The 25,248-nt window shown below is 66.0% G+C and carries 27 protein-coding genes and 1 tRNA gene; 12 read left to right on the top strand and 16 right to left on the bottom strand.

The annotated features are described in order from the left end of the window. Positions 1–900: 900 nt before the first annotated feature. The gene (locus tag AC3EO7_RS03270; protein ID WP_435590414.1) at positions 901–2,064 is read right to left on the bottom strand and encodes a helix-turn-helix domain-containing protein; all 1,164 of its coding nucleotides are present in this window, start codon (positions 2,062–2,064) and stop codon (positions 901–903) included. 261 nt (positions 2,065–2,325) lie between these two features. On the opposite strand from AC3EO7_RS03270, the gene AC3EO7_RS03265 reads away from it, so the two are divergent. The 6 genes from AC3EO7_RS03265 to AC3EO7_RS03240 all read left to right on the top strand — a co-directional run bounded on the left by AC3EO7_RS03265 (position 2,326) and on the right by AC3EO7_RS03240 (position 7,521). Beyond that, the gene (locus tag AC3EO7_RS03265) at positions 2,326–2,784 is read left to right on the top strand and encodes a DNA-directed RNA polymerase subunit beta (RefSeq protein WP_431964967.1); all 459 of its coding nucleotides are present in this window, start codon (positions 2,326–2,328) and stop codon (positions 2,782–2,784) included. Next, on the top strand, positions 2,781–3,011 hold the full coding sequence (locus AC3EO7_RS03260; RefSeq protein ID WP_253812577.1) for a hypothetical protein: 231 nt from the start codon (positions 2,781–2,783) through the stop codon (positions 3,009–3,011). Before AC3EO7_RS03265 ends, AC3EO7_RS03260 begins: the two co-directional genes overlap by 4 nt. A 5-nt stretch (positions 3,012–3,016) precedes the next feature. Then, a complete protein-coding gene (locus AC3EO7_RS03255) occupies positions 3,017–3,382 on the top strand; it encodes a hypothetical protein (RefSeq protein WP_435590413.1) in 366 nt (121 codons plus the stop codon). Between the two features lie 5 nt (positions 3,383–3,387). Continuing rightward, positions 3,388–4,956: a hypothetical protein gene (locus tag AC3EO7_RS03250; RefSeq protein WP_431964962.1), complete on the top strand. Its 1,569-nt coding sequence runs from the start codon at positions 3,388–3,390 to the stop codon at positions 4,954–4,956. Positions 4,957–5,010: 54 nt separating this feature from the next. Continuing rightward, positions 5,011–6,222 (top strand): flotillin family protein, encoded by a 1,212-nt coding sequence (locus tag AC3EO7_RS03245; RefSeq protein WP_435590412.1) that lies wholly within the window; start codon positions 5,011–5,013, stop codon positions 6,220–6,222. A gap of 669 nt (positions 6,223–6,891) precedes the next feature. Next, positions 6,892–7,521 (top strand): helix-turn-helix domain-containing protein, encoded by a 630-nt coding sequence (locus tag AC3EO7_RS03240; protein ID WP_435590411.1) that lies wholly within the window; start codon positions 6,892–6,894, stop codon positions 7,519–7,521. Here the strand turns inward: AC3EO7_RS03240 and AC3EO7_RS03235 are convergent. From AC3EO7_RS03235 to AC3EO7_RS03220, 4 genes are read right to left on the bottom strand one after another with little or no spacing between them, the layout of a single operon-like run. After that, positions 7,445–7,804: a MafI family immunity protein gene (locus AC3EO7_RS03235; protein WP_435590410.1), complete on the bottom strand. Its 360-nt coding sequence runs from the start codon at positions 7,802–7,804 to the stop codon at positions 7,445–7,447. The two genes, AC3EO7_RS03240 and AC3EO7_RS03235, sit on opposite strands and share 77 nt — an antisense overlap. Before the next feature lie 16 nt (positions 7,805–7,820). Then, positions 7,821–9,197, bottom strand: coding sequence for an EndoU domain-containing protein (locus AC3EO7_RS03230; RefSeq protein ID WP_435590409.1), 1,377 nt, complete (start codon positions 9,195–9,197; stop codon positions 7,821–7,823). Positions 9,198–9,203: 6 nt separating this feature from the next. After that, positions 9,204–9,521: a WXG100 family type VII secretion target gene (locus AC3EO7_RS03225; RefSeq protein ID WP_357400934.1), complete on the bottom strand. Its 318-nt coding sequence runs from the start codon at positions 9,519–9,521 to the stop codon at positions 9,204–9,206. A gap of 32 nt (positions 9,522–9,553) precedes the next feature. After that, a complete protein-coding gene (locus tag AC3EO7_RS03220) occupies positions 9,554–9,880 on the bottom strand; it encodes a WXG100 family type VII secretion target (protein ID WP_097245081.1) in 327 nt (108 codons plus the stop codon). A 580-nt stretch (positions 9,881–10,460) separates the two neighbouring features. Here AC3EO7_RS03220 and AC3EO7_RS03215 point away from each other — a divergent pair. Beyond that, positions 10,461–10,538, top strand: a tRNA-OTHER gene (locus AC3EO7_RS03215). A gap of 432 nt (positions 10,539–10,970) precedes the next feature. Here the strand turns inward: AC3EO7_RS03215 and AC3EO7_RS03210 are convergent. Together AC3EO7_RS03210 and AC3EO7_RS03205 are read right to left on the bottom strand one after the other, a co-directional pair. Continuing rightward, on the bottom strand, positions 10,971–11,615 hold the full coding sequence (locus AC3EO7_RS03210; RefSeq protein WP_435590408.1) for an HAD family hydrolase: 645 nt from the start codon (positions 11,613–11,615) through the stop codon (positions 10,971–10,973). Then, positions 11,609–12,796 carry an MFS transporter gene (locus AC3EO7_RS03205; RefSeq protein WP_435590407.1) on the bottom strand — a complete coding sequence of 396 codons (1,188 nt, stop codon included), beginning with the start codon at positions 12,794–12,796 and terminating at the stop codon, positions 11,609–11,611. Before AC3EO7_RS03205 ends, AC3EO7_RS03210 begins: the two co-directional genes overlap by 7 nt. A 416-nt stretch (positions 12,797–13,212) precedes the next feature. Between AC3EO7_RS03205 and AC3EO7_RS03200 the strand changes: the two genes are divergently transcribed. Further along, the gene (locus AC3EO7_RS03200; protein ID WP_435590406.1) at positions 13,213–13,659 is read left to right on the top strand and encodes a hypothetical protein; all 447 of its coding nucleotides are present in this window, start codon (positions 13,213–13,215) and stop codon (positions 13,657–13,659) included. Between the two features lie 70 nt (positions 13,660–13,729). Here the strand turns inward: AC3EO7_RS03200 and AC3EO7_RS03195 are convergent, their stop codons facing one another. From AC3EO7_RS03195 to AC3EO7_RS03175, 5 genes are all read right to left on the bottom strand, one after another. Beyond that, positions 13,730–14,059, bottom strand: a complete 330-nt coding sequence (locus tag AC3EO7_RS03195; protein ID WP_435590405.1) for a ScnB — start codon at positions 14,057–14,059, stop codon at positions 13,730–13,732. Continuing rightward, positions 14,056–14,766 (bottom strand): thiocyanate hydrolase subunit gamma, encoded by a 711-nt coding sequence (gene scnC / locus AC3EO7_RS03190; protein WP_431964940.1) that lies wholly within the window; start codon positions 14,764–14,766, stop codon positions 14,056–14,058. The genes AC3EO7_RS03195 and scnC overlap by 4 nt, the downstream gene beginning before the upstream one ends. Further along, entirely contained in the window at positions 14,763–15,065 is a 303-nt protein-coding gene (locus AC3EO7_RS03185) for an SH3-like domain-containing protein (protein WP_435590404.1), read from the bottom strand. Before AC3EO7_RS03185 ends, scnC begins: the two co-directional genes overlap by 4 nt. Beyond that, positions 15,062–15,487, bottom strand: a complete 426-nt coding sequence (locus tag AC3EO7_RS03180; RefSeq protein ID WP_431964937.1) for a hypothetical protein — start codon at positions 15,485–15,487, stop codon at positions 15,062–15,064. The genes AC3EO7_RS03185 and AC3EO7_RS03180 overlap by 4 nt, the downstream gene beginning before the upstream one ends. A gap of 187 nt (positions 15,488–15,674) precedes the next feature. Next, complete coding sequence (locus tag AC3EO7_RS03175; RefSeq protein WP_435590403.1) at positions 15,675–16,985, bottom strand: Dyp-type peroxidase; 1,311 nt, start codon at positions 16,983–16,985, stop codon at positions 15,675–15,677. A 105-nt stretch (positions 16,986–17,090) separates the two neighbouring features. Here AC3EO7_RS03175 and AC3EO7_RS03170 point away from each other — a divergent pair, with 105 nt between their 5' ends. The 3 genes from AC3EO7_RS03170 to AC3EO7_RS03160 all read left to right on the top strand — a co-directional run bounded on the left by AC3EO7_RS03170 (position 17,091) and on the right by AC3EO7_RS03160 (position 18,516). After that, positions 17,091–17,540 carry a MarR family winged helix-turn-helix transcriptional regulator gene (locus AC3EO7_RS03170; RefSeq protein WP_435590402.1) on the top strand — a complete coding sequence of 150 codons (450 nt, stop codon included), beginning with the start codon at positions 17,091–17,093 and terminating at the stop codon, positions 17,538–17,540. 100 nt (positions 17,541–17,640) lie between these two features. Further along, positions 17,641–18,090, top strand: a complete 450-nt coding sequence (locus AC3EO7_RS03165) for a hypothetical protein (RefSeq protein WP_431964931.1) — start codon at positions 17,641–17,643, stop codon at positions 18,088–18,090. 123 nt (positions 18,091–18,213) lie between these two features. Then, positions 18,214–18,516, top strand: coding sequence for a hypothetical protein (locus tag AC3EO7_RS03160; protein WP_431964929.1), 303 nt, complete (start codon positions 18,214–18,216; stop codon positions 18,514–18,516). Positions 18,517–18,672: 156 nt separating this feature from the next. Here AC3EO7_RS03160 and AC3EO7_RS03155 read toward each other — a convergent pair whose 3' ends face one another. Together AC3EO7_RS03155 and AC3EO7_RS03150 are read right to left on the bottom strand one after the other, a co-directional pair. Next, positions 18,673–19,461 (bottom strand): hypothetical protein, encoded by a 789-nt coding sequence (locus AC3EO7_RS03155; protein WP_435590401.1) that lies wholly within the window; start codon positions 19,459–19,461, stop codon positions 18,673–18,675. A gap of 131 nt (positions 19,462–19,592) precedes the next feature. After that, positions 19,593–21,809, bottom strand: a complete 2,217-nt coding sequence (locus AC3EO7_RS03150) for a hypothetical protein (RefSeq protein ID WP_435590490.1) — start codon at positions 21,807–21,809, stop codon at positions 19,593–19,595. Positions 21,810–22,017: 208 nt separating this feature from the next. Here AC3EO7_RS03150 and AC3EO7_RS03145 point away from each other — a divergent pair, with 208 nt between their 5' ends. Further along, positions 22,018–24,390: an acyltransferase family protein gene (locus tag AC3EO7_RS03145; RefSeq protein ID WP_435590400.1), complete on the top strand. Its 2,373-nt coding sequence runs from the start codon at positions 22,018–22,020 to the stop codon at positions 24,388–24,390. A gap of 29 nt (positions 24,391–24,419) precedes the next feature. Here AC3EO7_RS03145 and AC3EO7_RS03140 read toward each other — a convergent pair whose 3' ends face one another. Both AC3EO7_RS03140 and AC3EO7_RS03135 read right to left on the bottom strand, forming a co-directional pair. Next, positions 24,420–24,830, bottom strand: coding sequence for an RNHCP domain-containing protein (locus AC3EO7_RS03140; RefSeq protein WP_431964923.1), 411 nt, complete (start codon positions 24,828–24,830; stop codon positions 24,420–24,422). Between the two features lie 11 nt (positions 24,831–24,841). Then, the gene (locus AC3EO7_RS03135; protein ID WP_431964921.1) at positions 24,842–25,225 is read right to left on the bottom strand and encodes an RNHCP domain-containing protein; all 384 of its coding nucleotides are present in this window, start codon (positions 25,223–25,225) and stop codon (positions 24,842–24,844) included. Between the last annotated feature and the right edge of the window lie 23 nt (positions 25,226–25,248).

Below are 25,248 nucleotides of genomic sequence, written 5' to 3'. Positions count from 1 at the left end.
AATCTGTGACGTATCTGGTTGTTGTTAGATGAATCCCGCACCAGGGCGGGGGAGTTCGGGCACGGCACCACGCACCGGACCCACGGACACCACCAGCGCGAACAGGCGGATCACGCCCCCCGACCACACCCCGCCACGCCCGCACCACGCCAACTCCGACACCAGCCACGCGCAACGGGACCCGGTGAATTTCACGCTCCGAGAAGTCACCCCAATTGGGTGCATGGACTACTCTGGACATGGCAGAGACCTCGTTTCTGCACACGAATGAAAGAGGGACTCCGAACGGCAGGGTTGCAGCCCGCATGCCTATCGGAGTTGGTTTCGTTCAGGCTGTCCCCTCGTTAGCGCGGGGGGACAGCCGCGAATCAGTGACGGCTAGCAGCCGTAGTTATCATTCGATGAATCAATCTCCTTCCAATTTTCTCCATCTTGACACGGAAAACGTCCAGCGTGCCGCCACCCAACCCACACAATTTGTGGGGGTCAGCCAGACCGTTCCACCCACCAGCTGTGGAACCATCCATGGCGGCAGACCTGGGCCACGCTTGACCAGGGAGTTTGCGGCCTTACCCGCGACCACGTACCGCGACTCACTCAGCGATACGGAACCACCTACACCAGTGCGGGCCGGGAGCGCCATACGGCTGCATCGACCAACCCACACCCGAGAGACAGACACAGGCGCGCACATCCTTTCTCTCCTACCCGGCCCGTCGAGTACTTCTCGCTGTCTCCATCATCCCGCCAGGTGCCACACGGTCAAGAAAAACCACGAAATATCCGCTGGACCTACGACACATTTTTTGATAGCGGATTGCAATAGCTCGCCTAAAATGGGTCTCACGCTTGACATGCGAGAAAGGAAAGCTCTCAATTTACTAAAACGAGGGCTTTCTTCTAGGGCTGCACGGGGTAGGTGTCGCGGAAAGCTTCGCGCACGATGGCCGCGTCCGGTGCGCCTCGGCCCTCTATCTCCGAGACCACTTCGGACACGCGCCAGTAGTTCGACGGCACCAGGCGCCCGGACTCCACGGCTGCCAGCGCGACATGTGCCGCTTCGTCCGGCTTGTCGGCTGCGACCAGAGCCAGGCCCAGGTCCAGGTTCGCCGTAGCGATCCGGCGCGGGCGCACCGACTCAGCGCCTGCCAGATCAGCGAGAACGTGCCGGGCGTAGGACTCGGCTGCCGGATCACCGAGCCAGGCCAGCGTGGTGGCCACATAGGCGTCCGATTTCGCTGGGTCGTATCGGAAATGGTGCTCCGGCCGGTTGGGCGTGCTCAGTCCGGCCACCAGCCGGGCCACACGACGCAGCGCCCCGTACGTGCCCTTGCTGTCCCCGAGCCGTGCCAGCGCGCGACCCTCCTGGGCGGTGGCTTGGATGAATGCCGAACTGTCCGCCGGGGCAAGGGAATACGCGGCACGCGACAGTTCTGCCGCCGCTGCGAACTTGCCGTCGGTCAATTGCTGCCACGCCCGCGTTTCCAGGCACCATGCCGCGATCTCGCGGTGTCCCGCTTCGTCCGCCAGCTTCCACGCCAGGTGTCCCCGCGCCGCTGCGGCGGAGGTTTCGCCCAGGTCGATATGGCACGTGCTGGCCAATAGCGACAGCCAGCCGACCGAGACCAGCAACCGGCGGTGCTGCGCCAGCGTTTTCCGGCTGTCCATCAGGCGTCCGGCGTAGCCGAGATGTTGACGGATGCGCATGAGCAGTTCGTCCGGCGGAGTTGTCGGGTATCCCGCCGCTAGGTCGTCCACCGCCAACTCCAAGCGGTCCAAGGTGTCCCCGCCCAGGTCCGATGCCGCGACCCGCTGAATCCATTCCGTTGCTGCCCGCTCACCGTCAGCCGATTCAACGAACAGCGCCGAGCCGATACCCAGGGCATCGGCGTAGGCGGTCACGTGCTCCGGCCTGACCTGACGCTGCCCGGTCTCCAGCAACCCGAGCAGCGCCTTGCTGTAGTGCGTGCGCGCCGCCAGTGCGGACAGGCTGAGCCCCGCCGCCTCTCGTGCAGCGCGAAGCCGGATACCGGTGATGGCGTCCGATTCCCCGCTCTCGTCCACAAGACCAGCCTAACGGGCATTGATCCGCTGTAGACGCTTGTAGACGCCGAACGGCTCCAAACCCAAAACGTGCACATCTAGCGTCTTTTTCAGCCCCGCCGTCGGGTGGATGGGGGTTCTCCTTCATCCCCGGCGGCGGGTGCTACTCAGCACGCGTTGGCCCAGCAGGGAGGGGTTGCATCAATGGGTTTGTCCGAGGAGTTGGGTTGGGATGAGTCGGTTGCCCCGCCGACTGCGCCGCGTACCGACTCGCCTGCCCCGGTGGCCGATACGCCGCGTTCGCGGGTGGGCTACTACCGCAGCGTGTGCCATCTGCCCGCTGTGCTCCAACCGGACACCGGCCGTATCGGTTTCACCGCGGGCATGGTGTGGGCGGTAGCGATGCCTGCGGAGTTGGGGCAGATGGTCAAGGTCCACCTCGAGCGTCACAAACAAGGTGGTGGGCCGATCGTGACCCATCCGCGCTCCCACACATGGACTTTCCTCGTGCGCTCGGACATTCCGGCCACGATGATCGCTGCCGAGGCAGCGTTGTTCCGTCTTCGCCGAATCACGGTCTTGGGCAACGGCGATCACGTCGCGCTACCGTCACCGGCTGATCAAGGTTCGGAGCATCGGGTGTGGATCACCGCCGCGCATTCGGTGTTCCGTCCCTCCGGGCGTGCGGTGCTGTACGCGGTGCACGCCTGCCTGGCCCCGATCCGACAGCCCGCGCTATGAGCACCACCGCGCCGACCCCGGACGGGTCGCCATCGCCCACCGAACCCGATGTGCACCTGAGTGTGTTCCTGCACGGGCAGCGGATGGACTTCGTTGCCTGCCTGACGGCTGCGTTGATCTTCGTTCAGGAGCACCAGGCCCGCCACTACGTCGACGCGGTGACCGTTGACCTGGACAAGCGCGAGTTCCCGCGCCTTCCGAACGAGCGCCTGTACCTGGAGAGGTAACGCCTGTGACCAACCGCGCCAGCCAACAGGCATCCAACGAACACGAAATGCGCAGTGAAACAACATATCTGCAACGGAGCCGGGAAGACTTCAGCCGCGCCCAAGCCACCGCACTGACCGCACTGGCCCAAGCAGGTCGGGCGTGTTCGGCTCGAGAGCTGGCGGGCGGGCCCCGCATCGGCCCGATCACACTGACTCTGCAATGGCTGGTCACCAAGGGCCACGTCCGCACCGAGGTCCACCGTCCAACAGGCGAGGGCCGCTCCGAACCGGTCTATGAGCTGACCGACGACGGTCGCGCCGCCTATCAGCGCCTCACCATCCACACACCGCCAGCCCGGCCGCTGGAAGCCCCGAAATCGAGGACGTGACTCGCGTGCCTATCAATGCCATCGGCCTGCTCAACCGCAGCGTCAGCGACTCCTGGTTACGAGACGAACGAGTGATCATCGACCTGAGCCACGCGCGCGGGTACCGGCTGGCGCACACGGTGATCATCGACGCCGACACCTACATGCCGACCACGTTGATCGTGTGGACTGCACACCAGCACGCCGCAACCGTCATCGTCGCTCCCAGCGTCGAGCACTTCCCCAGTACCAGCATCCAAAACGCGGTCGCTCTGGCCTGTGCCCTGGTGACACCCGCACGGACCATTCCCCCGGCTGGAAGCCCACACACCATGAAACTCGCCTACGACAGTGCCAAGGGCCGGGGTGGTCGGCTCGTGTTGCGCCCCGTCGCAGGGTTGCCGCCCCTACCCTGTGTACGGCGCTTCGTGGAGCCTGGAGTTTGCGGCGCTGGCATGTTCGGACGGAGAGGGGTGGTCATGGCCGCGGTGTCCGGCGAGTTCGACGAGGAGGACTTCCAGCAGTTCGTCAAGGATCAGCGGGACCCGCGTTGGGTGGCGTGGCTGGACAGCGTCGATGACCAGTTGGATCGCTTCCTGAGCCGAACACTTCGCTTCTTTTCCGGCGACCTTTCCGGCTACATGCATTCGGCAGCGGCGTTGGTTCTCGCCGAAGAGGCTGCGTTAGAGCAGTTCCCGGACCGCGCGGCGGTACGCGCGCCGGAGAATCGTGCGGTGGCCGAACGCTTCGAGGTTTTCCTCGGTGAGGTGTTCCGACGCAGCTTCGATGGAACCTGGATCAACTGCCCCCATCACGACGAGACCGGGATGGGCTTCTGCCCGGTGGTGCGATTCCCGTTCACCAACCTCGACATCCACGTCCGGACCTTCCTCGAAGCCGCCGCCGAGGAACGCAGCGGGACCGAGTGGCTGTCGGTGTGGGTGCGCGCCGACAAGATACAAATAGCGTGGATCGAGGCCGGAAGCCCCCGACGTACACAGTGGGACCAAGCCGGATGGGTTCCACCCGAGAACGGCGACCGACCAAAGGAGAGCATGGGCATGGGCGACGAGCAGCTGAGCATGGATCTCGGTGTGAACATCGAAGAATCTGCGTGGGCGAAATGGGTCGATCCATCTCGCCGGGAAGCTCAAGCACGAAAGTTCATGTCCTACGCAGGCATTCGGAGCATCCCGGACGAGCTGTGGAGCTATAGCGACTCGCCGCAGATCATCACGGAGCAGCAATCGGCGGACGATGCTGTGGCGGAGTTGTTCCCCGACTGGGACGCGGTGAAAGCGAACCCGGATATGGCCGATGCGTTTGCGTGTTTCCTCGGCGAGTGTTTCGCCAAGTACGCCGGAGCCGAATGGTACGACAGCCCCGTCGGCCGGGAGCGCTCTCTGTACGACGACGTGAATCCTGCACTTATTTACGGTTTCGAGGGGTCGACGGATCACACAGTGTGGCAATTGTTCGACTTGATGTTCGAAAATCGGCTGGAACGGGACGGGCGCATGTTCACTGTGATGGTCGACATGATGGGTGAATACCAGGAGGAATGCCGTTTCCTCCCGAGGAAGCGTGGCAGCTGACCCGCGGCTTGCCGTAACTGATGTGATCGCACATGTTCGGGGGCTGGGTTACTCATGCCAGACGACTACGATAATGACCGAATCGGATTCGGCCCGAACGACCGTGGAAGAATATTCGAGAATGGCGCCGAGGTATTTTTCCGCGATCGCGAAAATGGCTACACGAAGCAGGTTTCGGTACCCGTTCCAGGGCGAGAAGAGAAACGTCGTTTCGACAAAGCACAAGTAAAAGATGGGCGAATCCGAAGCGTCGAAGACAAATCAGGCGGAGTGCGAGGCCCCAACGACCTCAAAGAACTACGCAATGACCGAATACTCCTCGAAAACGGCATCATAGATCACCACACGATACGCACAGTCGAAGGCGAGCCTATAGCGCGAGAGGCGCAGCAGTTGATAAACGAAATGGCTCGGGACTTCCCGAACCGTTTCGAACACCAAGTCATCCCCCGGTCGGTCGCTCGCCAAATCTGGGCCTTGGGACTGCAAAGGGAGCCTGGTAAGCAGCTCGAATTGGACGGGGTCCGTGACAAGGCGCGCGAGCACGCGGCCCGACAGCGGCAAGCACCCGCCGTGTCGCTGGTCAAGCAGCGTGAGTCGCCCACCGTATCCCTGGTTCGCACCGAGGAACAGCAGCGGGACCGTTCCCGGCGCAGCGAGGAGGCGCGGCAGCGGAAAGAGCGGGAGCGCGCAACGCGGCTCCAGGCAGCCAAGGAACGGCTCTCACGTGCCGTTGCCGATCAGAACCGGCGATTGGCCGAAGCGCGGGAGCAGGGGCAGCTCGTTCCCGCGCAGGATCTGAAGAAGTCGCACGAGGGCATTACTCAGCAGCTCGAAGCCGTGCGGGCTATGGAGGCTGCCCAAGCGCGCGAGGCGCTGGAGAAGGCTGGACTTGGCGCGAAGCAGATAGAGGCGATGGAGCCCATTCTCAAGCAGGGGCGTGAGACTCCGCGGCTGGACATGGTGCGCGATATCGACGCGCTTGGCGCTGCTGCGCAAGATGCGGCGAAGGCTCAGCAGCGGCGTGAAGAGATCGAGCGTCAGCGTGAGCAGGTCCGCGATCGCGTCGAACGTAGCCCCCTGCCGCGCGAGGTGGCGCAGATCCTGGAGCTGGGGAGGCCGCAGCCGGGGGAGACGCCACGGCCTGTGCCGGGGCACGAGGTGAGTCAGGCGCGGTTGCACTACGACATCGCCAAGGAGCGGCAGCGCGAACAGGAACGCCAACGCCAACGAGGGCTGGGACGGGAACCAGAGGGAAGCGCATAGCAGGCCCTGGCGCCCTCGGGCTGACTCCGGAAGTCACCCACGTGCTCAACCTCAGCGGCCCCCCAACCAATGCCCGACCGCGACCGCACCAACCATCACACCTGCCGACCGCGCTCGACGCGAGCGCAACGAACGCGAAGCCCGCGAACGCGCACGCCACGAACGCATACACGGCCGCAACCCCGGCGCACCTGACCTCTAGGCCAAGCGACTGAGCGACGACCAACCGCGCCGGATTCGGCCACCACCTCGCTGGTTCCCTGGGTCCCAGGGCTGGGCCGTTCCGGCGCGTCGCGACAGGCATGGCAACCAATGGTCTGATTCGCGGAATGTGTTGTGCCGCAAGCTTGAAGGCTCTGTTGGGAGCGAGTGAGAGAAGTTGGGAACCCCCGGGAATCAGTAGGAAAAAGAAGGAAGAGATAACCGGTAACCCAACAGATCAGAACTTGCCGAATTTCTCTCTACAGAGTCAAGAGCGGCGCGCTACACGCGCCGCCCAGGGTCGCCCCTCCCTCCGCTCCGCTTCGGTCGGCGCACCCTAGCCCAGCACCAGGAGGAGGGCCATGCGCCTATCCAACGGGATGCAGTTAGGCCGTCTAGTGCCTTGTCCGGGAAGGTTGATGCGGTAATCGCCGGGGTGGCGGGTTGAACCGGAGGCCTTGACCGGCGATGCTGCCGGTGGAGGTGATGCCGGTGGCTCGCAAGCCGGATGTGTTCGGCAGAGCGGTGACTCCGGAGGAGGGTCGCAAGCTGGCCCAGATCGCCCGGCGTAGCAAGGTGCCGGTGCGGATGCGGCGGGCGGTGGTGGTGATGGCCTCGGCCCAGCATCAACCGGTCGGGGCGATCGCGAAGTTGACGCAGGTCTCGGAAGCTTATGTGCGGCAAGTGATTCACGACTTCAACGCGCATGGATTCGAGGCGCTGGACCCAAAATGGAGCGGGGGCAGGCCGGCGAAGACCACGTGGTCGGCGAGGCTGTGCATCCGCACCGTGGACTCGGCCCATCTCATCCGAAGGTCATTGACCAGCTTGTCGTCGCCGTCAAGCCGGTGCAGCGCCTCGGTGAGCTCCTGGCCGTGGGTGTCCATTGTCTCGTCGAGCTTGCGCTTCATCGCTTCCCAGGTCTCGTGCAGTTGCTTGGCCTTGTCCGCGTCCATGACCTCATCCTGCCCGGTCGCGCCCACCTGCTCACCCTCGAATCAGCGGCTTTCGCCATCCAGCTCTATTCGTGGCCCACATTCAACTCCGCAAGCACCCGCTCATAACTCTCTATATAAAACATGGAGGAATTTTCTTTAGGGTTTCCAAACAATGGCAGGAGATCAGCTAAGGCATCACGCTCGGCCGCGCTGACCAAAATTTGATCTTTCACCAGAGTGGCGCAAAGGTTATCGATCAACAACGTCCACTCGCCGACCTCACTGAAAGTCCGGTACTGAGCTAGCGCTTCGGGCCGAAGGCGGTCCGAGAACCGTTCTAGAAGTTCCCGGGAATCGTTGTTCAGCTTGGCTAATTTAGCCTTCTGCTCCGGAGTGAACTGTCGCCTTCTGCGCCGAGTGCTGGGCCTATCATCAGAATCCATCAGTGTCACCTAAGTTCTATTTGATCGGGTTGCCATTTGCGTCGTTCTTATACACGCCCGGACCACTGACCGGATAGCCCGTGATGATGTTGCCCGACGTGTCGACGACGACCTCTATGACAACACCATCCCGCGTACCAGTGACCAACCAAGTTCCGTGCTTCTGAAGAACAGGAACCTGATCGGGATTCTTAGCAACATCTTGAATGCTATTGATAATGTGGTCGTCCGTCCAAGTCTTATTGTCCGGGAATTCGGTCTTACCTGGTATGCCTGTCCCAGGCGCATGCCCTCCGCTGTTAACGTCGTCGCTCCCGTCTCCGTCGAGGATATGAATCTTCCTGAGCTCGGTGATAGAGATACTGCTCGGAACAGGCCCCGTAACCTTACTCCATTGGGAGCCAAGGCCGTTGGTCGGGTTCGCTGCGCTGGTCTTCCTCTTGAGCTCTTTGATACGTTGAAGATTGGTACGTGCAGGTCCGAGGTCTCGGGTCTTCTTGACGCCCGACGCAATACCCTTCGTATTGGTCCATTCGATGACGATCCCGCCGATACCTTCAGCCAGCTTCTTGGCCCTGTCGCCGGTCAATGCTGCAGCAGCGTCCGGTCTGCCTAGCAAAGTCAGCCCGACGGCTCCCACTTCACATACGATCGTTACGCCGGCATCCTTCGCGGCATCTTCTAGCGCCTTGGTGATCCTATCCCGAAGGTCTATCAATGCGGCACGGTGGTCACCGCACGAACTGGCGAGTTCACCGCACGCATGTTGCAAATCAACGGCAGCGTTGTGGAGTTGCTTCAAGTCCTCCAGAACTGCGGTGATATCGTCGGACTTCTGGCCGTCGAACGTGCCGGGTAACTTTTGCAGCTTGGCGATATTGGTAACGATCACCTCGTCGGTGGCCATCGTTTCCCATATTCTGCGTGCCAGGTCGAGCCGATCGGTATTGCCATCTGGGACCGAAACCCCGAGCTGTTCAATCAACCCGATTGCAAGTTTGTCGACCAATCCTTGCCCAGGACCACCCGCTGAAGGGGGTGAAGTCTTCGCGACACCTTTGAGTAACGGGAGCGCTTTCGGAGGGTCATCGTTATTTGGGTTGTTGTCGGCCAGGGCGTGAACATAACCCAGGTTGGTGACAATGTCACTGTAATTCGCCAACGCGGTAACTAACTCAGCAGCGAGGTTGGTTAATTCACTGGCCCGGTCATCGTATGATCGAGACCAATCTTTGGCCGCAGCGAAGCTGCCACCCATCGTCTCGCATTCGATCAGGCCTCCCATCGCAAGGGTGAAAAAAGCATCAAACGCGCCTGCGGCATTAATGCAATCAGTGCCAGCGTCGTAGAACGTTTTCGGAGTAACTACAACTTCTTTATCGCTCGGTGCCACGAATTTTTACCGTAACCCCAACGTCCGCAAGTTCGTTTCCACCGCATCGATATAGCTTGTACGCGCATCCGCGGAGGCATCACGCATTGCCGCAATCCCCTCAGCGACCTTACCGGCAGCGGTCATCCACTGGGTAAACGCTTCGCTCTGCGCGGTAGCGGCTTCCCCCGACCATGTCTGATGCAGCGCGGCCATGCGCTGCTGCAGACCCTGTAACGATTCGGTAAGGAATCCCGAGAATCCCTGCATCCGGGCCGTAATCTGTTCCAGCTCATCAAGATTAACCCTATAGCCGTCCATCGGCTTGCCCTCTCGATAATTCACGAATCACGCGTAGCGTCACCATGTTCCGGCGATCAGGGAAGATCCAACGAACTGGTCCGCAGCGCGTTATTCGAATCAGTTTCGACATAGGCAGCGCTGGTCACACCCAACGTTTTCGCCATCGTCGCCAGTGACGCAAGCACTTTCAGTGCCCCCTGCTTAGTCTCATCCCACCCCTCGCGATACGACTGCGCCCGCCCGCCCTGCCATGACTCCAATAGCCGATCCACGTCCGCATCCACCGAATGCAAACCGCTCACCAACGTCTCTGACACTGCTTGAACGAACTTCCCCGCGTCGGAAACCTCGGTCGGGACTACCCAGAGCTCTGGACCGCCGTCACCGGCCGTCGTGGACATGGACGAACCCCCTATGGTGGATAGCGACTCAACGGACAATATATGACCGCCGTTGACCTCGACCAATCATGCTAGCGCCTTGCGATCCTCCAGGATGGCGAAAGGTGTTCTGACCTACGGTAATTCGACTCTTAAGTGTTGAGTTCTCAAGGTTCTGAAGCACCTACGTAACCGGAGTCTCAGCTGCGGGCCGGATGTCCGCCTGGGGTTTCGGCCTTGGCCCCACTGTGGGCTGGCGCCCGGGCGCGGGCGGCCCCAGGGGCGCGGACCCGGCCCAGCGCTCGGCGACTCACCGGCCTCGGTCAACTCGGAATTGTTGTTCTGTTCCGAGCCGTGTGAGCTTTGGAATGCTGCCGCGCCCCTTCGGGGCTTGCCACTCGGACTGTTGCCGATCGATAGCTCACGCTGAACATTCGCGGTGTGTCGCACATTCGACACGCCGATGAGAAGCTGCAAACGCATCCAACTAAGTCCCAACAAATCCAACTAGCGTGCCCGTGGTTCGAATGTGTGTTCGGTCGTGATAAGTAGTCGAAAGTCGCTGAATTGCCTGGTAGGGCGTGCTACCGCCGTTTGGTCGGTAGCTAACAGTTGTCAGCCGTAGTCATGAGTTCTCGCACCGAGAAGGTCAGGGGTTCGATTCCCCTTAGCTCCACCAATAGAGGCGAGTGCTCGCGGAGAGCGCTCGCCTTTTTGGTTGGTTCCGCGTGTTTTGTGGGGGCGAAGCCCCCACGCCCCACCCGGCGGGCTTCGCCCCCGGACCCCCTCCCAGGTGCACCCCTCGGAGCGCGTTCCCGCCCCCGGGGCTCGCAACCTCCGTCGTCCCCGGCATTGTGCACCGGAACTTCGCCCGTGGGCTCATCTCTTCAACGTCGCGGTCCCCTGATCTTTGGATCCGCGCCGTCCTCGGCGATGCGCGCCGGAACTTCGTTCGTGGCCCGCGCACACACGCCGCGCCCATCAGGCTCATCACATCCAGGGCATAAACGGTCGCCCACGCAAACGCTCGGCTGGGATATCCCAGCCGAGCGTCTGGTCGGCCTCGTGTTCACCACCGGTCGGCGGCGGTGTTGCGCCGACCCCGGAGGACCTACGCGGCGACGGTGGCGAGGCGGAGGTGAGTTTCGATATCGCCGGGGGAGCCGGTGTAGTGGAGAGTGCGCAGGCCCAGGCTCGCGGCGGCTTGGCAGTTGTCGGCACGGTCGTCGAGGAACAGGACGCGGCCGGGATCGCGAACTCCGGTCGCGGCGAGTGCGTTTCGGTAGGTGTCGGGGTGGGGTTTGTTCATGCCCAGCCGGGCCGAGTAGAGGGCGTCGGTCATCAGGGTGCGCCATTCGGAGGCGTCGAGAGCGTCACCGACCGGATGGGGTGCGTTGGAGAGCAACACCATCGGGAGATCCGCCCGCCGGGCTTGGTGGAGGAGCGCGACGACGCGGTCGTCGGTCTGGGTCCACATCGCGGTGTCGACGGCACGCAACTGGGTGAGGAATTCCGGGTCCGGGCGATGGCCGAGCACTGCGGTCCAGAAGTCCGTGTCGTCGAAATCGCCGGAATCGTAGGGTTCGCGGGCGCTCCAGAAAGCGTTCTGGAAGAGTCCGAGCTGGTCTGCGTGCCATCCGGCGAGCTCGGCGAGCCTGCTCCACATGGGAACGGTGGGCTGCAGGCCGATGACGCCGTTGTAGTCGAAGATGACCGCGTCGAGTTCCGCGGGCTGGTGAGATAGTGCGGTTACCACCGGTTCTCCAGGGCTCGAGAGGACAGGACAGCCACGCCTGCGGCGAGCAGGGCGGGCAGCATGAGGGCGGCGGGCAAGGTGGTCGCGGTGGCCAGGGCGCCGATGAGCGCCGGGCCCGCGAGGAGACCGAGGTAGCCGGTCACGGCCACGGCGGCGACCGCGCGAGGACCACCTGCTCCGGCCGCGGTGAACAGGGAGGGAATCGTGACGGACAGGCCGAGACCGAAAGCGGCCCAGCCTGCCAACGCGAACGGCACGTCGGTCACCGACAGGCCCGCGATGAGTCCGATGGAGGCCAGAATCGCGCCCGTCCGAACTACTTTCGGCGCGCCGAAGCGTGCGATGAGTCGATCACCGACGAGACGGCCGCCTGCCATGGCCGCGCTGTATCCGGCGTACGCCGCGGCACTGATCGCGGGGGACGCGTTCAACCCGCTGAGATGGACTGCCGACCAATCGGCGGCAGCGCCTTCGCCCAGCAGGCACGCGGCGGCCAGCAAGCCCAACAGCCAGAGCCGGGATCGGGACAGCGCGGGCAAACGTTCCCGCGCCACGGTCTCCACCGAATCGAGGTCTGCGGCAGGCGATCCGATGCAGCGGGTAGCCGGTGCCACCGCGACCGTGGCCACGATCGCCACCCCCGCGGTGACGCCGAAGACGTACGTGTGCGAATCATGTGCGGTGACAGCGGCGAGCACTGCTCCACCCAGCGCGCCGAGACTGTAGGCCGCATGGAGGCCCGACATGATCGGGCGACCGTATGCCTGCTGGCACCGAACCGCCGCGCCGTTCGCCGCGACGTCCAGCACGCCGTGCGTGGCGCCGAAAAGCAGCGCCGCAGCGGCGAGCGCAATCGGATTTCGGCAGGCGCCGAGCAATGCGAGGCTTACGGCGAGACCTAGTGCGCCGCAGGTCAACAGCTGGGAAAGTCGGGCGGGTTCGGCGAGCCGACCACCTATCTGAAGGCCGGCGACCATGCCGACCGCGGCGGCGAGCAGGACCGCGGCCAGCCCCGCGGTGTCCAGCCCGGCGGACTCCTGGATGGCCGGAATCCTGGTTCCCCAGATGGCCATCACAACGCCGAGTCCGGCGAAGTATCCCGTCAACAAACCACGACTCCGCACTACGGCGTCGGGTATATCTCGCGCACGTTCCAAAGCCGGCGCGATGGTGCGTGTCATGAAAGCTCCATCAGTGCCGCCGCCGGTTTCGTCGTCGAGAACGACCGCGAAACCGGCTGCAGGTGGGTATGACGATTCCCGCCTACTTCCACGAGGGAAGAGGCGCACAAACTGTGGATCGGTGGAAGGTTCCGCGAGTCGAAGACTGAGCGTGACGCGCCACGCTGCGCGAACAAGCCGAAACCTACCAAGGGGTACGGCGAGCTACCACTCGGAAAGGGTTCCGGTGATCCGCTCCACAACATGCAGTCCGAAGGTCTTACCGGCGTCGTAGCCGAGATCACCCGCCGAGGTCAGCCGGTATCGATGACCAGAGTTCCTCCTCCACCTGAATCCCGCGGCGGCGCATGTCTGTAACGTCGGTCGTCCCATCAACCGATGACCGGGATATGTTGTCGCAAAAGAGGTCTGGGAAGTTGGGGAAGCTCGCGCGGGTGGCGGTGGCTGCTGCCGCGTTGACGGCGGCCGCGTTGTCGGGGGCTGGAACGGCGTCCGCCGCCGAAGACGGGATCGTCACCACGTGCAGGGGCATCAGTCCCAACATCGTCGACTTCCCGTACTCCGGGCAGGTCGTTGTGGGGCAGTACAACTCGCCCGGGCGTGCGTACTTCACGATTCACGCGGGCGGCAGCGTCTGGGGTGGGTACGGAACGCAGGTCACGCTCAACTGGACCAACCTGTCGACCGGCGCTTCGGGTTCGGAAACGCAAGGCGGCTCTGTCGGGTTCGTGATCGGCAATGGCAGCACCCTGTACTTCAGTCCGTACACGGGCGCAGGCAGGATCCGCACCGACTTCACGGTTGTCAACAGCGGATTCGTCCCCCAAACGGTCACCTGTTCCGGCACCGCTGAAGTCTGGTAGCCCTACCGCAATCCGTAGGCGGCTCACGCTCAGGAGAGCATGAGCCGTTTCCTTGTGGACAAACCTCGCGCTACTCCTGGTGGAATCGCTCGCGGATGACATCCATTCGGGCCCTGAGTTCTTCGGGGCTGATGACTCCGCGGTCCATCAACGTGTGGGCCGTGATCACGGCAGACCGGGCGCGCACGGGGAAATCGTGGTAGATCGTTTCGCCGAGCGCGTCTTCGGCGTGCCTGCGTTCGAGGTTGTCGAAAGCTCCACGCCAGGAGAGGCATTCGCAGGTCGCCTGCATGCTCGACTCCCACGGGTCGGGCTTGCGGTCGAGTTCGGGGAGGCTGGACTCGCGAGAGAATCCGGGGGAGAGGGTGTCCAGCAGGACGTCGTAGGGTGCGCTCGTCATGGGTGCGCCTCCCCTCGCATGGCGTCCTCGACGTGGTTCGGTGGTTTCTGGGCGGTCCAGTCGACCTGGGGCAGCGCGACGCCGATCATCGTGTCGCGGGTGACGATGGCCGCGAGCTGTTCCTCGGTCCAGCCCTCGGTGCCCTCGGGACGCATCGGCATGACCATGAAGCGGGATTTCTGGTTCGAGTCGTGGACTCGGACCTCGACCTCGGGCGGGAAGTGCAGGCCGAATTCGGCGAGCACCTCGCGCGGCCAACGGACAAGGCGGCGACGGTAATTGGGGGTTCTGTACCAGTCGGGAGACATGCCGAGCACGGGGCGCGGGTAGCACGAGCACAGGGTGCACACGATGACGTTGTGCACTTCGGGGGTGTTCTCCAGGACGTAGAAGTAGGTGTAGTCGCTCGGCGTGCCGGAACCGGTGGGGTCGCGCCAGTCGATGCCGATCTCTTTGCAGGTCTCGGTGCCGTCGGCGAGCAGTCGCGCCTTGAAGTCCGGGTCCAGCCACGCCTTCGCGACCAGTTTCGATCCGCCGTGCGGTCCGACCGCCTCGGCCCATTCGGAGAATCGCCGATGGTCTTCCTGCGAGAAGAGGCCCTTCTCGATGGCGAGTTCGCGAATCGCCGTTTCCAGCACCTCGAACTCGCTGATCTCCTCGCTCGCCTGGATCGGCGCGTGCGCCCCGTGGTCGTGGGTATGACTCACTGCGAACCTTCCTCCTCTGCGGGCTCGAGCCAGCGCTCGGAGACCTCCGTCTCCAGGGTGTCGGCGTCGAAGCCGGTGTATTTGGGCCACAGATCTTTCTGGCGGAACCGCACCACGTAGAACGGCTCGACGCGGCCGTCGTCGCGCCCCCACGCCTCGTCTTCCGGGATGATCCATTCCGGCCGGTATTCGACGACGACGCCGGTGCGGCCGCGGGTGTAGCTCTGGGTGCGGGTGTGGAACATCGAGGTGGCGTCGCGGATCGTCACGCGGTCGCCGATGCGGTACTTGCGGGTCATGCTCGCTCCTTCAGCCGGGCGCGCACCTCGTCCAACTTGGCCGACAGTTCGTCGGGGGTGATCAAGCCCTTGTTGATGAGGACCTTCGCGGCGACCGTCGCCCAGCGCGCGTAGTAGGGCAGCCCGAAGTAGAGGGTCGCGCCGAGGTCGTTCTCGGCCCGCCTGCGTTCCTCGGAGTTCCACACTCCACGCCAGCCGAGGCATTCGCAGGTGACGTAGGTGCTCATCTCCCACGGTTCTTCGACTTTTTCCTTGTACTCGATCGGGACGTCCGGTTGGCCGCCCACGTCGTGCAGCACGTGGCGCAGGGCCTCGAACAGCTCGTTCGATATGTCGTACGGCGAGTCGAGTGGCTTGCGGAAGACCGGCGCGATGTCCGCGACCCGGTGTTGGAGCTGGTCGAACCGATTCGGTGAACTCATGATGGCTCCGTTGTTGCGGCTCCGATGTCCCCCGACGCGATGCGGCGCGCACCGGCTGAGGGCAGGCACTGGGGAGTGTGACTCCCATCACAATCGCGTTGTCAGGTTGCTAACGATACACGTCACATTTGCCGAGCTGAAGCTGCCGCGCTCCGACCAGGGGCGACTCACCCGTACTCCGAGGCTCTCATCTCAACAAATCGTCTGCGATAGACCCGCCGTGCGGGATGCCCGGAGGGATTGCGAAGAAGGCGCTGCCGGTGTGCTGGATGAGCGGGTTCAGGCGGTCGCTCGCGGCGAGGGCGCGCTGGGCCGCGATGAACTGCGCGGGAGGGTTGTTCATGTAGGCCGCGAAGAGCAGGCCCGCGTCGAGCTGGTTGTGGCCGCCGTGGGTGTGTTCCGGGGTGCCGGGTGCGTGGGGGTGTGGTTCCTCGGTGGCGCCGCCCGCGTTGGCGACGAGGGTGCCGTAGTCGTAGTTGTAGCCGCGGCGGAGCATGGGGATGTCGTGGACGAGGCGGACGTGCGCGGCGGCCGGGATGGCGAGTTCGCCGGTGGCGGTGCGTGCTTCGAGGTCGACGGGGTCGAATTCGCGGCTTCCGTGCAGGGGCGCTCCGTCGCTGCGACGGCGGCCGATGATGGCGTCCTGTTCGGCCAACGGAAGTTGGTCCCAGTCGGCCGTTTTCATGCGGATCTTGCGGAAGACCAGGTACGTGCCGCCGCGCAGCCATGCGGGTTCGTCGGGGGAGTCGATCCACACGGCACGCTCGAACGTCTCCGTTCCGGATCGCGGGTTGGCCGTTCCATCTTTGTGGCCGAACATGTTTCGCGGCGTTCCGCCGTCGGCGGGGCGGGTGAGGAAGCCGTGTTGGGTCCAGCGCAGGCGGCCGAGGCCGGGCATGCGCGCCCGGAGTGCGCGGAAGGCGTGGCTGACGATCTGGGCGTCGTCGGCGCAGATCTGCACCAGCACGTCGCCGCCGCTCCACGCGGGATTCAGTGCGTCGCTCGGGAATTCGGGCAGTGTGTGGAGGTGGCGAGGGCGTTGGGCGGCGAGGCCGAAGCGTTCGTCGAAGAGCGAAGGGCCGAGCCCGAAGGTGAGCGTCAGGCGGGCGGGGTCGAGGTCGGTGGCGAAATCGGTGTGCGCGCTGAAACCCGGTGCGGTGCCGGGGCGTTCCGGGACCGGCTCGCCGGCGGTCAAGGCCGCGGCCGTCGCGGTCCATCCGGAGAGCAGGTCGCGGAGCGTGGCGCGATCCGGTCGCGCGACGTCGACCGAAAGGAACAGCGCGTGCGACTGGGCGGGAGTGGCGATACCGGCTTGCCTCGGTCCGTGGAAGGGTTCGGTTGCGGAGGGAGGTGCGGGGTCCGGCGCTGTCGCGCGGCCCGCGACGGCGCCGACTGTGGCCGCTCCTGCGGTGGCGAGGCTCGCGCCGAACAGGGCGCGGCGGGTGACGCGGCCGGTCGGTGACTCGGAATTACTACTCGCTGTAGTACTTTCGCTCATGAGGCGACAGCGTAGCGGCGCGCTCGCCTTCCTTCAACATGCCTGAAGCTTGCTGGTTCTCCACCCGTGCCGCGCTCCGGGGTTGCTGTGCGCGAGACTGAAGTCGTGACCTCCGAGAACGCCCGGCCCGGACCGCCCGCGATCAGCGCCTCCATCATTGTGCTGACGCTCGCGCGCACGGTGGAAACCGAACTCGGCGCCGCCCTCGCCCCGCTGGATCTCACCATCGGCAGGCTCGGGCTGCTCGGTCACATCTCCGGTGTGCCGGGTGCGTCGTTCAGCGATCTGGCGCGTATGTCGGGCATCAGCGTCCAGAGCGTGCACACCGCGGTGAAGGCGCTCGTCGCCGCCGGGCTGGTGCGCGACCGCACGGCGCGGGCCGGGTCCGCGTCGACGATCGAATTGACGCCCAAGGGTTCTCGTCTGCTGCGCAAGGCCGAGGGGGTCCTCGCCGAGGTCGACGAGCGACTGTTCGGCGCAGAAGCCGATCCGATTCGACACCAGATCGGCGCGGCCATCCTCGCCGCCTTCGCGAACGGAATCTCCTCGCGATGACTTCTCGCGTTCTGCGGGGGTGATTCGGCGCACGTCCTTCAGTCTGCCTGAAGCTCTCCGATTAGGCTTCAGTCCAACTGAAGGACGAAGGAGTCGATCGTTGAAGCATTTCCTGCTGTCGGTGCATGTGGTGGCGGCCATCGTGTTCGTTGGCGGCTCGGCCGTGGCGGCGAGTCTGTTCCCTCGGTACGCGCCGGTCACGGCAGGCGCGACAACGCGGAATCGAGCCGAACGCAGCGTCGCGGTGGCGCGGGTGCTGCACCGCGTCACCGGTACCTACGCGGCACTCGGGATCGTCGTGCCGGTCGCGGGCATCGTGCTCGCCGCGGTGCAGGGCAGGATGGGCGAAATCTGGATCACGCTGGCCATGGTGCTCACCGCTGTCGCGGGCGGGTTGCTCGCGGTTCAGATCCATCCCATGCAGCGCGACGCGCTCGCCGAACCCGACGACGGCGGGCGGCTGCGTGCCCTCGGGATGCTCTCGGGCGTCTACAACCTGCTCTGGACGGTGGTCGTCGTGCTGATGATCGTCCGGCCCGGCTCTGCCTGAACCCGCCTCCCGAGCCCTTGTGACCTGCGGAGATCATCCGCCGCGGTCGCGCGCGGAAACCCTCCTCGGCGCGCGTTGGCACTATGGCTTGGGGAAGTGATCACTACGAGGAGGTAATTGGAGATGGCTCGGATTCCCACGGCGCTGCTGGCGGCCGGTGGACTCGGCGGAGGTTTCGCGCTGGCGCAGGCGACGAAGAAGCGGGAACTCGGCGGCGTGGTGTTCGCGGCGGCGACGGCGGCCGCGCTGCCTCGGTGGCGCAAGGCGGTCGGCACGGGTGGGGCCGCGGCGTTGACGGGGCTGTCGGTGGGCGCGCTGGGAGCCTCGCACCCGCTGGCCAAGAAGATCGGCGCGTGGCCGTCGGTGGCGGTGGTGTCGGGCGTGGTCGCGGCGGCCGCGTGGGCGACGGTGGATCGCCGGGCCTGACTCGGGCCGTGGCTGTGCGGCCGGGGACCGGAGGCGGTTCTCGACTGCATTCTGGTGCTTCGGATCTCGTCCAGGCCGACGCGTTCTCGCGGGGCGGGTCCGACGTGCGTCGGGCCCGCCCCGTGCGTAATGAGTTGTGTGCTAACGAAATCGACGCTACAAGGCGGGAACCTCGCCCTGGGGCGGCGCAACGGGCAGCGGAGCCATCGAGCCTTCCACCGCGCCGACGATCGCGCCGATGCCCGCTCCGGCGGCCGCGAACGGGAGCGTCACCATGCTGATCGCCAGGGTCGAGGCGATGATGGGCATGAAGATGAACCCGGCGGGCGCGAAGGGGAGCGCGACGACGAGGCCGACGGCTCCGCCCATCACTGCGGCGATGGCCGCGATCGGGGCGGCGGCGACAGCGCCGACGACCGCGCCCTGTGCCGCGGTGCCGAGGACGTCGGCCGCGATCAGGTCGGACCGCGCGCGATCGACGCCGGAACCTTGGATCGCGCCGGACAGGTTGTTCTGCGCACCCATCGTGGCGTCGTTGATCATGGCGGCGATCTCGGGGGGGATGAAGTCGGGCCTGCCGACTTCGACGTTGCCGACGCGGAGCACGTTCGTCGGCGTCGGCACGACGTTGGCGGCGGGCACGACCGCGTCGGGTGCGCCTTCGGCAGCCGCCTCCGGTGCGGGTTCGGCCGGATCCGCGAGCGCCGGAGCGACCGCGGGGACGACCGGCAGAGGGATCGGGAGCTGGATCGGCGCGCCGAAGACGTTCGCCCCGAGCGGGAGCGGGTCGGTGACGGCACCGGCGGGCGCCGACACACCCGGCGGGGGCGCCTCGGCCACCGCGGGTGTGGCCGTGACCACGGCCGCGGAGAGTGCGCCGACGACCAGTGTCGCCGTGCGCAGCGAGAAGGAGTGGAACGGGACTACCGACTTGTGTGTGGCCATGCGTTCGTCCTCATCTGGAAGGGCGGAGATTCCTACGAATCTGATTCGGAGCCGCTTCTCAGTCGGATGAAACCAATTTCACACTGTGCGTTCCGCTCGGTCGGTTTTGCGGGAAAGGCCGCCCCGATCGATCACTCCTTCACGTCGGCGAGCGCCGCCTCGACGTCGGGCGGTGTGACCTCCGGCCGACGACGCTCGCGCAGGTAGGCCCACTGGAGCACGCCGATTCCCACCAGTCCGGCGATGGTCGTCCCGATCCCGATCTGCCAGCCCGGCGGACGCCAGTCGACGACCAGTTCGGCGCTGTGGGTGCCGGGCGGGATGTCGACCGTGAGGAACGTGCCGGCTACGGCGAGCGTGGGAAGTTCGTGGCCGTTCAGGGTGACGCGGTGTCCGGGCCAGGTGAGGCGCGAGAACACCACGCGTCCGCCGGTGGCGGCGCTGACCTTCGCGCGGGTGGTGATGTCGTCGTAGGAACCGGTCGAAGTGGCGGTGACGCCGGAGGTGTGCGCGATGGCACCGTCGCGCGTCGAGGCCGGACCGCCTTGGCGTTCCAGCACCCAGATGAAGCGTTCGTGCCCGCGGTAATCCGCCCACTGCCAACCGGGCGGGGCCGGGTGGTCGCGCGCGTCGGGGTACTGGGCGCGGTGCAGCACCACCCGGTCCACCTTCATCAGATCGACGACCGGTATGCCGGTGGACGGCTCGTCGGCGAAGACGCGGCGGAACGCGTCCGGGCAGGTGCTGCCGTCCCAGGCCATGCAGAGCAGTCCGGCGATTCCGGTGTGGCCGATGGGTGTATAGGCGTTCACGTAGTCGAGTTCGAGCGCCTTGGCGTAGTTGCCGATGGCCAGCGATCCGTATGCCCGCGCGATGTCGCGGTCCTCGGGGGCGATGATCGCCCGGTCGGCGAGTTGCAGTGTGAGACCGCCGAAATCGGGGAAGGCGGCCCGCATCTCGGAGCGCCGCTCCGGGAAGTTGTAGGACAGCGGCGTCATCGGCGCGCTCGCCACCTGCGCGAACGCGATCGGGAACATGGCGGCGATGGTCAGCGCGCAGGCCGGGACGATGCCGCGCGTGCGCGCCAGCCACACCACCGCGGCGCCGAGACCGGCCACCACGACGACCGCGAGCAGATGGCGCAGCACCAGCTGGGGTGCGGCCGAGAACGATCGGATGAACAGCAATCCGATCAGCACTCCGGCGGCCACCGCGCGCCGCTTCGACGACGCGAAAGTGCCGTAATGGCTGAGCAATACGCAGACCAGCACCAGCAGCGCGATGGCCACCATCGGCAGCACGCGCGCGGGCCAGCGCAGCGGGCCGATCGCGCCGGGGCCCGCGGTCCACATCAGCACGGCGGTCGCGAAGAACGCGATGCCGCTGAACTCCCGCGCGGAGCGGCGCGCCGCCTTCCAGTCGATGAAGGCGAGCGCGGGGATGAGGAACCACGCGATGTAGACCATCGGCAGCGGCTGCACGTGACCCCACCACGCGGTGAACGCCGGTGTGGTGCTCGGCAGGCTGGCGTTGAGCGATTCCGACCAGGGCACGGTCAGGAAGGGATCGTTGTGGATCTCCGCGCTGCCGCGCCAGGTGACCTGCGAGGAAAGGATTCCCGACAGGTTCGCGATCGCCGCGGTCAGCGCCGCGAAGCCCGCGGTGAGCGTCAGCCGCAGGGCCGGGGCCCAGCGCTGCTGGTAGACGATCTCGCCCGCTGCTACCGCGGCGATCACCAGCGCGGATTCCACTGCGGGGAAGGCGTATTGGACAGTGAGCGTGAGGTAGAGGAAGACGAACACCGGGATCGGGCCGCTGCGCCCGCGCACGTAGTTCACACCGGAGGCCCAGGCGTGCACCATCCACGCGGTCGCGACGTGCGGGGTGAACCAGCTCGCCTCGTCGAAGAACAGGAACCAGCCGCTGAGCGGGAACGCCACGCCCGCGACCGCGGCCCACGGTCCGCGGGCGCCGTAGGCGAGGCAGATCCGGAACACGCCGAGGCCGGCGATGATCGAGAAGACGAGCTTCACCAGGGTCGCGTAGAGGGCGAGGTCGTCCATCGAGGGCGCGATCAAGAAGACCAGCAGCTGGGGCGGGTTGTAGAGCCCGGCCTCCTCCAGCGTGTAGTTGCCCGCCATCCATTCGTGCGGGATGAGGACCGGTAGTCGACCCTCTCGTAACTGGTTTCCGAGCGCCACCCACATCGGGGCGTACTGCGCCTCGGTATCGTCCGTGTAGTAGTGACGCGGATCGGCCAGCAGCACCGCCAGATATCCGGCGATCACTCCGAGCGAGGTAACCGCCCCCCATTTCAGTCCTGCCCGGCGCGATACGGCCGCCGCGATTGTGCTCACAAGGGGCGGAGCGTATTAGCACCGGATGAACGAAGCAAGAACCGATTGGTGACATTTGTCCGTTTCTTCGGCAGTCATGTCCGGTTGGATTTTGCTTCTCCGCACGTGATAGGAGGGGTGTCATGTCATGTTCACCGTCTGTCCACCGCGCGGACACCAAGGGTCGGTGCGCGCGGGTCCCGCGTCGGTCGATGGTGCGATGAGGACGCCGGAGGAGGAGTCACCAGAGTCCGGCGTCGCCGAAAGCCGGAGCGCCGGTGTGGTCACCGCCCCCGCGAAGCCGAAGCGGTGGTACACGCGAGCGGAGCAGCCGGACAACGTCCGTCAGCAGCCGGGCGTATGGCCGGAGGCGGGCCGGGGGTACGCAGAGGTGGCGCAGGTGGACGAAGTCCGTCAGCAGCCGGGCGTATGGCCGGAGCCGGGCCGGAGGTACGGAGAGCGGGCGCAGGTGGACGAAGTCCGTCAGCAGCCGGGCGTATGGCCGGAGCCGGGCCGGGGGTACGGAGAGGGGGCGCAGTCGGACGAAGTCCGTCCGCAGTCCAGCGCACGGCCCGAGCGCTACCGGCACGATCTCGACGGGCTACGCGGCATCGCGATCGCGCTGGTCGTGGTGTTCCATATCTGGCTCGGCCGGGTTTCCGGGGGCGTGGACGTGTTCCTGGTCCTGTCGGGCTTCTTCTTCACCGGCTCGCTGTTGCGGCGCGCGGAGTCGACCGGCACGGTCGCGCTCGCCGCCACGGCCCGACGGCTCGGCAGGCGGCTGTTGCCCGCGCTGGTGTTCGTGCTGGCCGTCGTCGCGGTCGCGACGGTGCTGATCCGCCCGTACACGCAGTGGACGGAGGCGGCCGCGCAGACGCTGGCTTCACTGCTGTACTACCAGAACTGGTATCTGGCGCTGTCCTGGTCGGACTACCTGGCCGCCGACCCGTCGGTGAGCCCGTTGCAACACCTGTGGTCGATGTCGGTGCAGGGGCAGTTCTATCTGGTCGCGCTGGTCGGAATCGCGTTGCTGGTGGCCGTAGTTCGCCGGTTCGGCCGCGCGTCCGCGCTGCGGCCGACCGTGGCGGTCGTGCTCGGCGCGCTCGCGGTGGTCTCGTTCCTGTACGCCGCGCGGGGCGTGCAACTGCACCAGGGCTGGAACTACTACGACAGCCTGGCGCGGGGGTGGGAGCTGCTGGCAGGCGCGCTGCTCGCGGTGCTTGCGCCGAAACTGATGGTGCCGCGGCTGTTTCGCGTGCTGTTCGCGGTGATCGGCGCGATCGTCGTGCTGAGCTGCGGCTGGCTGACCGACGGCGCCAACGAGTTTCCCGGTCCAGCGGCCTTGATTCCGGTGGGCGCGGCCGTGGCGCTGATCCTGTCGGGCGCGGGCCTGCCGACCGGTGCACAGCCGCTGCCCAATCGGCTGCTCGCGGCGGCGCCGATGGTCCGGCTCGGCGAACTCGCCTACGCGCTGTACCTGTGGCACTGGCCGATCCTGATCTTCGTGCTCGCCGAGCGCGGCACCCCGACGGCGGGCATCGAGGCCGGGCTCGCGGTGCTCGCGATCTCGTTCGCGCTGGCGTACCTGACCCACCGGTTCGTCGAGGAGCCGCTGCGGGCAGGCGCGGGCGCGAGCCGATCCGGCTATCGCCGCCGCGCGGGCCGGATTGTCGCGGCCGTCGGCGCGACCGTGCTCGCGGTGGCGGTCGGGGCACAGGTGGTGAGCAGAATCCTGCCGCCGCAGCCGGTCGCGTACCTGGATCCGGTGCGCTACCCCGGCGCCGAGGCGCTGGCGGCGGGCGCGGCGGTTCCGCGGGCCAAGATGCGGCCGACGGTCTTCGAGGCGCCCGCCGACGCCGCCTACCCCTCGAGAGAAAAGTGCATCGCGGACTGGGACACCCGCGACGTGATCACTTGCACCTATGGCGATGCCGACGCCGAACACACCATCGCGGTGGTCGGCAGCTCGCACGCCGAGCACTGGGTGCCCGCGCTGGACGTGCTCGCCCGCGAACACGGCTTTCGCATCACGGTCTACCTGAAGATGGGCTGCCCGCTGACGGTGGCGGCCGAGCCGATGTACAAGGGCGAGGCGATTCCCGACTGCCGCGACTGGTCGGCCGAGGTGATCGACCGTCTCGGCGTCGACCGGCCGCAGTGGGTGTTCACCACCGGGACCCGCCCGCGCGACCGCACCGGTGACGAGACCCCGACGGATTACCTCGAGGTCTGGTCCCGGCTGGCCGAACACGGACTCAACGTGCTCGCCGTCCGCGACACGCCGTGGCTGCGCCGCGACGGCATCCGCTACCGGGCCATCGACTGCCTGGCCCAGAACGCCGACGGCGTGGCCTGCGGCATGCCCAGGGTCGAGGCGCTCGACGAGGTGAATCCCGCCGCCGAGCCCGCCGCGTCGTTCCCGAATGTGTTCCCGCTGGACCTGACCGACGCCGTGTGCACGCCGGAGGTCTGTCCGGTCATCGAGGGCAACATCCTCGTCTATCACGACGAGCACCACCTCACCGCCAGCTACTCGCGATCGCTGGCTCCCGAGCTGGGTCGCCAGCTGGCGCCGATTCTCGGCTGGTGGTGAGCCGGGGCCGGTCCGTCCGGCCCCGGCTGTCACAGCGCCAGCAGCGCGCGCTTGCCCCATCGCGGATCGGCCAACGGCCGCACCGCGATGCGCATCAGGGCCAGCGCGTTGTCGTCGCCCGCGATGCGGTTCGCCTTCAACGCGCCGCAGGCCGCGCACTGGTGCACGAGCAGCCATTCGCCGTCGTCGCGCACCGTGAGGCTGACCGCGGTCATCCGCCCGCCGCACGACGACGCCCGGTCGCCGGGGATCCGGCCGTCGACGTGGCGGCTGGACAGGCAGTGCGGGCAGTGATTGCGATGCGCGGTGCCCGGTGCGACGACGGACACCGCCATGCGGCAGCCGACGCAGCGGAAGACGTCGCCGGATTCGCCGCCCGGCCCGTGCAGCACGTCCTTGCGGCGTTGCGCGCGAGTGGTTTTCGACTTTCTTCGCGGCATCTCGCACCCGCCTACATATCGCCGAAGACTTCGAGCGGGAAGGGCGGTTCGGCGAGCGGACGCACGGCCAGCCGCATCAGGATCAGCTGATTGTCGTCGCCGGACACCGGGTACAGCGACAGCTCCTGGCAGCGTGTGCAGCGGTGTACCACCGCCCAGGAACCGTTGCGCTGCACCGCGATCGAGAGCGGGGCCATCCGGCCCAGGCAGTCGGACGCGCCGCCGTCGACGTGATCGACGGTGTGCTGCGACGCGAGACAGCTCGGGCAATGGTTGCGTCGGCTGTCGTCCGGCGCGAGCGTGGCCACCACGAGGCCGCAGCGCACGCAGGTGAAGGTGCCGGTCCGTAGCGCGGGGCTCGGACCGCGATGGGTCGAGGTGTTGGGGTCGGACACCCGGATTCTCCTTACTCCTTGGC

The organism is Nocardia sp. bgisy118 (genome assembly GCF_057708605.1).
The sequence above is the reverse complement of the archived record's forward strand: the minus strand, read 5'-3'. Positions and strand labels throughout refer to the sequence as shown.

Bases quoted from the DNA above. Each gene is read 5' to 3' on its own strand.
- AC3EO7_RS03260 (WP_253812577.1), top strand. From the start codon at position 2,781: ATGAGCACCACCGCGCCGACCCCGGACGGGTCGCCATCGCCCACCGAA.
- AC3EO7_RS03245 (WP_435590412.1), top strand. From the start codon at position 5,011: ATGCCAGACGACTACGATAATGACCGAATCGGATTCGGCCCGAACGAC.
- AC3EO7_RS03240 (WP_435590411.1), top strand. From the start codon at position 6,892: ATGCTGCCGGTGGAGGTGATGCCGGTGGCTCGCAAGCCGGATGTGTTC.
- AC3EO7_RS03235 (WP_435590410.1), bottom strand. From the start codon at position 7,804: ATGGATTCTGATGATAGGCCCAGCACTCGGCGCAGAAGGCGACAGTTC.
- AC3EO7_RS03220 (WP_097245081.1), bottom strand. From the start codon at position 9,880: ATGTCCACGACGGCCGGTGACGGCGGTCCAGAGCTCTGGGTAGTCCCG.
- AC3EO7_RS03205 (WP_435590407.1), bottom strand. From the start codon at position 12,796: ATGACACGCACCATCGCGCCGGCTTTGGAACGTGCGCGAGATATACCC.
- AC3EO7_RS03195 (WP_435590405.1), bottom strand. From the start codon at position 14,059: ATGACGAGCGCACCCTACGACGTCCTGCTGGACACCCTCTCCCCCGGA.
- AC3EO7_RS03185 (WP_435590404.1), bottom strand. From the start codon at position 15,065: ATGACCCGCAAGTACCGCATCGGCGACCGCGTGACGATCCGCGACGCC.
- AC3EO7_RS03180 (WP_431964937.1), bottom strand. From the start codon at position 15,487: ATGAGTTCACCGAATCGGTTCGACCAGCTCCAACACCGGGTCGCGGAC.
- AC3EO7_RS03175 (WP_435590403.1), bottom strand. From the start codon at position 16,985: ATGAGCGAAAGTACTACAGCGAGTAGTAATTCCGAGTCACCGACCGGC.
- AC3EO7_RS03160 (WP_431964929.1), top strand. From the start codon at position 18,214: ATGGCTCGGATTCCCACGGCGCTGCTGGCGGCCGGTGGACTCGGCGGA.
- AC3EO7_RS03155 (WP_435590401.1), bottom strand. From the start codon at position 19,461: ATGGCCACACACAAGTCGGTAGTCCCGTTCCACTCCTTCTCGCTGCGC.
- AC3EO7_RS03145 (WP_435590400.1), top strand. From the start codon at position 22,018: ATGAGGACGCCGGAGGAGGAGTCACCAGAGTCCGGCGTCGCCGAAAGC.
- AC3EO7_RS03140 (WP_431964923.1), bottom strand. From the start codon at position 24,830: ATGCCGCGAAGAAAGTCGAAAACCACTCGCGCGCAACGCCGCAAGGAC.